This is a genomic window from Mesorhizobium sp. LNHC209A00 (assembly GCF_000502915.1).
Classification (GTDB): domain Bacteria; phylum Pseudomonadota; class Alphaproteobacteria; order Rhizobiales; family Rhizobiaceae; genus Mesorhizobium.
Genome location: NZ_AYWT01000040.1, coordinates 19,486 through 28,109, shown reverse-complemented (window position 1 = coordinate 28,109; position 8,624 = coordinate 19,486). Strand labels below are relative to the sequence as shown.

Genomic DNA, 8,624 nt, shown 5'->3' with positions numbered 1-8,624 from the left:
GAAGCGATGCAGAAGGTCGGCAACGAAGGCGTCATCACGGTTGAGGAAGCCAAGACCGCCGAGACCGAACTCGAAGTCGTCGAAGGCATGCAGTTCGACCGCGGCTATCTCTCGCCCTACTTCGTGACCAACGCCGACAAGATGGTTGCCGAGCTGGAGGACGTCTACATCCTCCTGCACGAGAAGAAGCTCTCCAACCTGCAGGCGATGCTGCCGGTCCTCGAAGCCNGTCGGCCTCAACATGCTCGGCCGCGCCAAGAAGGTGTCGATCTCCAAGGAGAACACCACCATCGTCGACGGCGCCGGCAAGAAGGCCGAGATCCAGGGCCGCGTCGCCCAGATCAAGCAGCAGATCGAAGAGACCACGTCGGACTACGACAAGGAGAAGCTGCAGGAACGTCTGGCCAAGCTCGCCGGCGGCGTTGCGGTGATCCGCGTCGGCGGCGCGACGGAAGTCGAAGTCAAGGAAAAGAAGGACCGCGTCGATGACGCCCTCAACGCGACCCGCGCGGCCGTGGAANGCGACGGAAGTCGAAGTCAAGGAAAAGAAGGACCGCGTCGATGACGCCCTCAACGCGACCCGCGCGGCCGTGGAAGAAGGCATCGTTGCAGGCGGCGGCGTCGCTCTCCTGCGCGCTTCGGCCGACATCAAGGTCACCGGCGTCAATGCCGACCAGGCCGCCGGCATCAACATCGTTCGTCGTGCGCTGCAGGCTCCGGCCCGCCAGATCGCGGCCAACGCCGGTGCGGAAGCATCGATCGTTGCCGGCAAGATCCTTGAGAACAAGGGCTTGACCTTCGGCTACAACGCCCAGACCGGCGAATATGGCGACATGATCGCCATGGGTATCGTCGATCCGGTCAAGGTCGTGCGCACTGCCCTCCAGGACGCGGCCTCGGTCGCCGGCCTGCTCGTCACCACCGAAGCCATGATCGCGGAGGCTCCGAAGAAGGAGTCGGCTGGCGGCGGCATGCCTGGCGGCATGGGCGGCGGCGGTATGGGCGGCATGGGCGGCATGGGCGGCATGGATTTCTAATCCAGCCCCTATCAACCTACAGCGGAAAGGGCGGCAGCAATGCCGCCCTTTCCTTGTGTGCCGAACATGATCGACAACTTGGAGTGCGTCCCGAGGATCTCGTTCGAGCCTCACCGCATGGTCGAGAATTAGGATCTTGTCCGATCGAGCAATTCGCGGGCTTAAGCTGGTCAAAGCGGCGCCCCCTACGAACTGCCCGATCCTTGAGGATTCCGCTGCGCGACAATCACGATGATTCATTCAGTTGGTAGCTATAGGCGGTGAATCATGAGGGCATTGAGGAGCGTGGCAAGGCGCCCATCTCGGCATTTAACCCCATCGAGCGTGATATCAGGGACAATTCTCTCATCGGACCGGCGGCTGGCGTTGAAGGACCCGGTGAATCATCCTGTTCTATAGTGGAGCAGACGCGCTCTGAGCCTCAAGATCAAGCGTTTCCTCCTCTGAGTATCCTTGATCTGCCGCTGGACATTCTCGTTGATATTGTTGAGCGGCTCAGCCCGATGGATCTGCTGAGGATGTCGCACACAAATCAAGAGCTGCGTGTCGCCGCCATGATAGTCGCAACGCCTCAAGAAAGGCGGATCCAGGTTCAGGCCATCTGTGGCAGCCCTTGCAACCGGGCTTCCAGCAGCGTCTCGTCGTCGTGGCCGAGGGGCCTCGTGACCCCGACGACTGCGCTTCGGCCTTGTGGGGCCTCGGGGCGGGCGTGGCAGCGCTTGCACCTGAGCTCCAGCGGTGTCTCATCCTCCTCGCCGAAGGGCTTGAGCCCAGGTCTCAGACCATTGCCCTGGAGGGCCTCGGAGCAGGCGTGGGTGGCGGACATAGCAAGGCCTGTCCCATACCTATGAATACGTTTGGCTGAAGCAGACCGATGGCTGCGCGTCGAAGCCGAAGCCGTCGAGTTCGCGGACAAACGGGAACTGCGCGATCTTGCTCGACATGAGCGTGTCGAGCTGGTCGCGGATCGCCGTCAACTTCAGCCGATCCAGGATTGCGATCAGCAGGTCATGATCTAGAGCAGAATCTGATCACTCAGGCTCGTATCCTGCGGCGCAGAAGTAGTTTGAGCACTCCTCGGCGGTGAAGCGTGGCAAGGCGTCGCGGATTGCGTCCCAAAGCTCGGGGATGTTGNCTGCTGGCCTCCATACCCAGCCGACATGATGAATCAGATATTCTCCCCGATGGGAATCCCTCGCGATTCCATCAAGTCAGATTATGCTCTAGGGTCGTCATGACCAGCTCCCTCCGGCCACCGCTTCGTACTCGGCGAGTGGCCGCAGCAAGGTGGCCGGGGGTGATCTTGATGCGCTCGGCGCGCACCGGCCCTTCGAAGCCGGCAACGCCGACAAAAGGCTCTGTCGCAAACCTGGAAATGGGGTTGTGAACGGCCATTTCGGCCTGTCCGTCAGGCAGCGAGGATATCGAAACAGCGATCGACAGACTTGTAGGCATACCTCGCCTGTCGCTTGCCCATCATGTGGATCATCTCGATGCCGGAGAGGATCACCAGGTCGCTCGCCTGCGACTTGAAGCCGAGCATGGATCGAATGCGGCGCTTGATACGCCGGTGATCCTGTTCGATCCGATTGTGGAGATGCCGGCTATTGCGGATTCGGATCGGCTTCAGCGGTCGCCCGCGATCGCTGCCGCAGCCGGCTTTCAGCGTCGCAGGAAAGGATTGCTTCGTAATTGGTCTGGCTGCCGTCGATGACGATACGCTCCGGCCGGCCATGGCACGTCAGCGCCTTGCGGAGGAAGCGTTAACCAGGTCACGGTTTTCGCTAAAGAAGAACTCGACCGTGTCGCCGAGGATGTCGATAGCGCGGTAGAGATACATCCATGGCCGCGGACCTTGATGTACGTCTCGTCCATATGCCACTTGCTGCCGACCACACGCTTGCGCCGGTTGAAGCGCTCCAGCAGCTGCGGCGAGAAGTGGGCGACCCAGCGATGCACGGTCGACCTTCAACGCGTTCGGCCATCATCTCTTCCAGATCGCGCAGGCTCAGAGTGTAGGCCAGGTACCAGCGCAGGCACAGCAGGATCACCGACTGGTCGAAATGGCGGCCCTTGAACATCACGTGCTCCTCCACAGCTGAGGCGTTTTTCTTGCCATGCTCGCTTACAAAAAGGTTTGCGACAGAGCCGTTCGAACCGCATGCCGACACCATCATCAAGGGCGGCCGCGATGTCCATTATGGCCACAAGCTCAACCTGACAACGGGCAGGCAGTCTGTTCTTTCAATTTAGACCAACTATGCGGATGCCGCCTCAGTCAATTCAAGAATGTAACCAATGCCGCGCACGGTCGTGATACGTGGCGTTGCACCTGACCTACTCAGGTGTCCACGTAAGCGATAGATTCCGACTTCAAGCGCGTTGGCAGATACCTCGTCGTTGAACGAATAGAGGTGATCTTCCAACTGCGCACGAGGCACGATGCGGCCTGCACGGATAAGCAGATGCTCTAAAATACATAGTTCGCGGCGTGCGATCTTCAGAGGATGACCCGAGACGGAAACCTGTCGGCCGATCGGATCGAAATTGAGATTGCCAAATACAACGATGGGGTCGGTCACCTGTGTCGACCGGCGCAGAATGGCTCTCATTCTGGCGATGAGCTCATCGAAAGAGACGGGCTTGAGCAGAAAGTCGTCCGCGCCACCGTTGAAAATTGCAATTCGCTTCTCGAGATCGTTGATGCTACTCATAATGAGGGTTGGAACTGAATGCCCGTCGCTCCTTAGCTGTCTCAGCCAGCCCAAGCCATCGCCATCTGGCAGAGCCAACTCCAGCAGGAGAATTTCATAGGTTGCGCAACAAAATGCCCTCGACGCCTGTTCCAGGTTGCCAACTACATCAACGGCAAAACCGCTATCCCCGAGCGCAACTCGCACGGCGCGCGTAAGATCCACATGATGATCAATGAGCAGCGTTCGCATTTCACGTCCTATCAAGGTAGGACAGGTCACCGTCCGCTGTAAGACCGGGGCGACAGCAGAAGTCGCGCAACTCTTCGTAGTGTTCGTAACGCTCTTTCCGATGGGTGATCGCGGGAGCATGCAAGCCGCACGCCTGCAATAGTCGGGGATGGAACACGTGAAGACCTGTTGACGGGCTGAAACCGTCGGTCGGCCAGCCCACAATGCCACCGACTCTGCGTGCGATTTCTCTGCGCATCGATCCTCCTATATGGGTTGCGTCGCAAACTCCAGCTGAGGTCGCAAGGGCAGGTTGCGGCTTTGTTCATTGAGAGGACCCCCTGGAGGCAATACCAGGAGGATTCCCTGTATGGCACTTCCCTATTTACCAACCGGTCATTCCGAACCACGTTCGGCGGCTTTGAACACGCTCATTGAGCGCGGCTAGGTAAATCAAGGGTACGACCTGCCGGGTGTCGATGCCGCTTTTGAAGCAGGCATCGGCACCAGCTCGCTGAGCGTCGCCCGCGCAATTCAAGGACGCGCTCGATACACCCAGTCGAATCGTGCCGCAGCTTGCCGCGCCGACAGGGCGCCCGAAGACTTCAGACTTGTGACCGAAGGTCTACGCCCAGTCCTCCTCCCATTATCCACCTCCGTCAAATCAAAGTGGACGTTCAATCTGAACAAATTACGCCATCGTATCACAAACCACTTACCGATCCCCGACATGCTCTAGCCTTAGTGCTTGTTAAGAAGGTCGGCTACTGTCTCTCCGCGTCGCCGGGCATCGGCGGCGAGCCACACCTCCCCCACCTCATACACGTCGCCGTGGGTACGGAACGGCACAATGACGTCAATGGCAGCCGACAGCAGGTCAAGAAGCGTGTGGTCTTCCACAGCAGCTCCTTGCGGGCTGCTCTTGACGAGTGAAAAGAGCTTTTTAAAGCCTTGGACCGGATCCGCCCCATGAATCGTTGATATTGATCCCGCATGGCCGGAGACGACTTCGCTAAGGTAGGCCCAAGCAGCATCATCGCGCATCTCGCCAAGCAATATTCGATCAGGGCGCATGCGCAAGCTGGCTTGCAACAGTTGCTCGGCTGTCACCGCACCTACGCCTGCTCGGTCCTTCGGATAGAGTAACCGGACATGGTTCTCGTGCGGGATTGCAAGTTCGAGCGTGTCCTCGATACTTATCAGCCTCTCTTGCGGGGGTATAGCGTTGATCAAAGTCTTGCTCATTGTCGTTTTGCCGCTTCCAGTAGGTCCGCAAAGCAGCATCGTGAGCCGCCCGCAAACGCACGCTCGCAAAAATTGCTCCAAGTCACCATGGTCGTAGTGCTGAAGAATCGTTTCGTCCTGCCGCTCTTGGCGCTCCTTTCGTGACCGCCATTGATTCCAACGCGAGTATTCGTAGCGAGAAGAAACTTCCTTGAGTTCGGTCACACGACTTGAGGGACGCCGTATCGTCAGGCTTATTGTTCCTGAGGGAACAGCGGGCGGCAAACAGATCTGCAGCCGCTCTCCGTTCGGCAGCTCAGTCGCACAGAGGGGGCTTTGCGGTCCGACATCTTGCTTGCGCAGCGCTCCAGCGAGGATCGCGATGTCCTCCAGATCGTCATAAGATAGCGGTAGCGGATGTTTCGTGAAAACGCCGGCCTGTCGGACAAAGGCTTCCCCAGGCCGGTTGATAGCGACCTCTTCGGTCCTTGGCTCCTCAAGCCATTTCAGAACAGGGTTGAGAAGCAAACGCAATTGAGGGTCAGCCTCCGGTCGCATTGTTGTCTCTCCGGCGTTCACGATGTTGGGGGGCTGGCGCCACGGCGGTCGCTCTAAGATCGTATACATCTGAGAAATCGAGATCCCGAGCCACAAAGATGGATACAGCATCTCCCTGGTTTTTCTTCAGAGTTGGCGGAACGTTGATCGTTGCTCTAAGGGTCGTGTCAACGGCTTGTCCGGCGTTGCTCTGGAAGCTGTTGATGCCGCTTCCTCCACCTGAGCTGCCAGCGTATTGACCGGCGGCCTGAAACGCGCCTTGAATGACGCTCATGAGCATTGCTCCGCCAAAGCGCTGCCAGAAGTGATTATCCACCGTGCCAGGCATTCCGGAGCGGCCGAGCTCGTCAGCGCCCGGCGATGCTAGCGAAACGAGGGCATGGTCAGGCGTTTCGATGCGCGTCCACAGCACGAAGACACGCGCATCCCCCTGTTGGAGACCACGCTGGATCTCGCCAATCACGGTCGTCCCGCGATCCAAAAGCACCACGTTGTTGGTGGCGCCGCGGACGTCTTTAGGTAAGACGCACTTCACATAACCCGGTAAGTTTGTGTCGACTGCCGTTTGCAAAATGCAGGGAATTATCGTTCCTTGAGTAATCACAAGATCAGGGTGCGGCAAAAGTGTGGCCCGGCTCGGCTCCTGTATATCTGGCTTCAATCGCCCCGACAGATCGCCAGCGTCTGAAATCTCATCCGAGGTTGCGGGAGCATCCCTATGGTTGTCTTCGCTCCGCTGACCGTCGTTGGGCATTTGACCGCTGCCACTGTAGGCGAAAATTGGTGATTCCTCCGGCGGCGGATCAGCTGGCGCCGGAGGCGGCGTGGATGGCGCAGGATCTCCTGCCTGCGCCACCTGTACGGGTGCTGGAGGTTCGGGAGCAATCTCAATCGGCACGGGGCGGAATGGCTCGGCGTCGGCGACAGTTGGAGGTTTTGGCTGAGTTGGCTCGTCTTGTGTGCTGGGACGACCGCCGAGCCAGATGAGCGATAGAGATGAGATGAGAACAAGAGCAGCGACAGCCAACTTCTGCAATCCCGAAACATGCCGGCGGGCCGGCTCCGAGACCATCGATCCGGAGGCATGGACATCATGTCCCGACTGTGGGCCGGTTTCATTCATCGGCCGAGCCTTTCAAAACGCGCCACACGTCGGGTGTCACTGTACCGGTCCCTGGCGCTCGTCCCACAGGGTCATAAGCCCTGTTGAAAATGGACAAGACCGTATTGCCATCTCTCAGACGCCATTCCCGGGCGACTGCGGATACTTCAACATAGTCCCCTTTGACCGTGTAATTGGCAGCGGCTTCCTTGCCGTCGGGATTGATAATGTAGAGAGAGGGTATGCGGGAATTGCTTGCGAAGCCAAATACGGTGGTAAAGCCATTATCGAAAACTTGCAGCGGCGACAGCGATCGATCGCCCTTTGCGACGTAGTGAAAATTGCTTTCGTCCGGACTGGTAGTTGCGGCGGGCCGATTCAACAAATCCTGAACTCTCTCGTCGTGCAGCACTTTCGCCCGGCCCTGACCAAGAATCGAGCGCCTTTCCGCGTCCTTTCTCCGAGCAGCAGCCTCATCAGCAGGATAGGTGAACTGCACGCTGTAGTATAGGTCAGGTTGCTGCTCATCGAGTTTTGGCATCGCTCTCGTTGAAATACTGAAGACGTATCTCCGTGTACCGGACTCACTCTCGGCCAGCACGATGACCGGCTGCGGCGGGAGCATCCGGCTAGCCTTAAAAAAGAGATAGTTGGCGCGCGGGAGCGCAGCCAGGTCTTTGCTATTGGAAACGGCCACGGCTGCGACTGTCTCGTTGGCCGCGAATGTGACAACCAGCGTTGCCCCCACTGCGGTAGACAGGCGCACCACTTCGTCGGGACGGTAAGCCAGGTAGCGCATGCGCGCATCATGCTTGCCGGCAAGTGGTGTGTCTTCCGCGGACGCTTCCATCGTTAAGAGGAGTGAACAGACCAGCGCGAGAAACGCTCTTTTTGTCATGGCTGCACATAGCCCAGGTTCGATACGCTATCTTCCGAGCCTTGATAAGAAGTGACGAGTAGACCTCCCGGATTGGTGAGCCTCGATTGCCCAGGCAGACCCGTCAAGCGCTCGTAGCGGATGGTAGCTGTCCAGGTGGTCACTATCGGCATCTGCCCATCGACAACAAGCGTACGTTTGTAACGGATCTGTTGAACGTCCGGACTGATGTCGTTTGAAGAAATATGCCCGACCTCGAGCTTGCCGCGCTTGCCGACCGTGACTTGCGGTGAGGTGGGATTCGGATAGTTGAAGAAATCTTGATATTGCTGTCGCACAGCCGGCGCGCTGAAACTGGATACGAGGTCATAGGCGTATTGGGCTGTATCTGCTGTGTACCCCTCGCGCAGGCGTACATATTCCCACAGCGAAGCATTTATGACGGCTCGGTCTTGGGTTGCCGGCAGTCGAGAGACTGACACTTCGCTATCGACGGTCCCATCCGGCCGGACCCAGAGGAACACAGGTACGAGCTTGGCCAACGGGACCATGGCAGCGATGGTAAATGCCTGGGCAACATTTCCTAGGACCGCCGCTGCGGCAAAGGCGATCAGGGCCTTTGACAGGCGCCGCGCAGACTTCGCTCGTGACGTTTGAAACGCTTCCACCTTCTTATAGTGGGCGGCTAGCGTTTCTCTCTCCACCAGAAGGGCATGTTCAGGAAATTTCACTTTGGCTCTTCCGCGCATTCGACCTGAAGATCCTCAGGGGTGGTTTCCCATTGTCCCACGTTCAGTTGGAATGGGGCACCCGCGCACGTCGCAAGCCCATGGCTCGTCTTGCAGGCGGCCAAAGCGAGGATTGACAGAAGTAGGCAATATTTCATGTTTTTGGCACCGAGC

At 58.5% G+C, this 8,624-nt stretch carries 7 protein-coding genes and 2 pseudogenes; 1 reads left to right on the top strand and 8 read right to left on the bottom strand.

Features of this window, described 5'->3' with window-relative positions:
* Positions 1–1,037: pseudogene (locus X739_RS01000000166975) on the top strand (TCP-1/cpn60 chaperonin family protein); the annotation flags it as partial.
* An 845-nt stretch (positions 1,038–1,882) separates the two neighbouring features.
* Here X739_RS01000000166975 and X739_RS1000000169030 read toward each other — a convergent pair.
* The 8 genes and pseudogenes from X739_RS1000000169030 to X739_RS1000000169025 form a co-directional block, all read right to left on the bottom strand.
* Positions 1,883–2,014, bottom strand: a complete 132-nt coding sequence (locus tag X739_RS1000000169030; RefSeq protein WP_280940075.1) for a hypothetical protein — start codon at positions 2,012–2,014, stop codon at positions 1,883–1,885.
* A gap of 431 nt (positions 2,015–2,445) precedes the next feature.
* Positions 2,446–3,118, bottom strand: a pseudogene (locus X739_RS01000000166970) (IS6 family transposase).
* A 177-nt stretch (positions 3,119–3,295) separates the two neighbouring features.
* Positions 3,296–3,982 carry a response regulator transcription factor gene (locus X739_RS136835; RefSeq protein ID WP_023796647.1) on the bottom strand — a complete coding sequence of 229 codons (687 nt, stop codon included), beginning with the start codon at positions 3,980–3,982 and terminating at the stop codon, positions 3,296–3,298.
* A gap of 720 nt (positions 3,983–4,702) precedes the next feature.
* Positions 4,703–5,743, bottom strand: coding sequence for a P-type DNA transfer ATPase VirB11 (virB11, locus tag X739_RS136840; RefSeq protein ID WP_023737143.1), 1,041 nt, complete (start codon positions 5,741–5,743; stop codon positions 4,703–4,705).
* Positions 5,727–6,866: a type IV secretion system protein VirB10 gene (virB10, locus tag X739_RS0136400; RefSeq protein WP_031252668.1), complete on the bottom strand. Its 1,140-nt coding sequence runs from the start codon at positions 6,864–6,866 to the stop codon at positions 5,727–5,729. Before virB10 ends, virB11 begins: the two co-directional genes overlap by 17 nt.
* Entirely contained in the window at positions 6,859–7,743 is an 885-nt protein-coding gene (locus X739_RS136845; protein WP_023796646.1) for a TrbG/VirB9 family P-type conjugative transfer protein, read from the bottom strand. The genes virB10 and X739_RS136845 overlap by 8 nt, the downstream gene beginning before the upstream one ends.
* Positions 7,740–8,453 carry a type IV secretion system protein VirB8 gene (locus tag X739_RS136850; protein WP_023785251.1) on the bottom strand — a complete coding sequence of 238 codons (714 nt, stop codon included), beginning with the start codon at positions 8,451–8,453 and terminating at the stop codon, positions 7,740–7,742. Before X739_RS136850 ends, X739_RS136845 begins: the two co-directional genes overlap by 4 nt.
* Positions 8,450–8,608 carry a type IV secretion system lipoprotein VirB7 gene (locus X739_RS1000000169025; protein WP_081731114.1) on the bottom strand — a complete coding sequence of 53 codons (159 nt, stop codon included), beginning with the start codon at positions 8,606–8,608 and terminating at the stop codon, positions 8,450–8,452. The genes X739_RS136850 and X739_RS1000000169025 overlap by 4 nt, the downstream gene beginning before the upstream one ends.
* Between the last annotated feature and the right edge of the window lie 16 nt (positions 8,609–8,624).

Excerpts from the sequence above, each read along its gene's own strand:
- virB11 (WP_023737143.1), bottom strand. The coding sequence starts at position 5,743 with ATGCGACCGGAGGCTGACCCTCAATTGCGTTTGCTTCTCAACCCTGTT.
- X739_RS136835 (WP_023796647.1), bottom strand. The coding sequence starts at position 3,982 with ATGCGAACGCTGCTCATTGATCATCATGTGGATCTTACGCGCGCCGTG.
- X739_RS1000000169025 (WP_081731114.1), bottom strand. The coding sequence starts at position 8,608 with ATGAAATATTGCCTACTTCTGTCAATCCTCGCTTTGGCCGCCTGCAAG.
- X739_RS136845 (WP_023796646.1), bottom strand. The coding sequence starts at position 7,743 with ATGACAAAAAGAGCGTTTCTCGCGCTGGTCTGTTCACTCCTCTTAACG.
- virB10 (WP_031252668.1), bottom strand. The coding sequence starts at position 6,866 with ATGAATGAAACCGGCCCACAGTCGGGACATGATGTCCATGCCTCCGGA.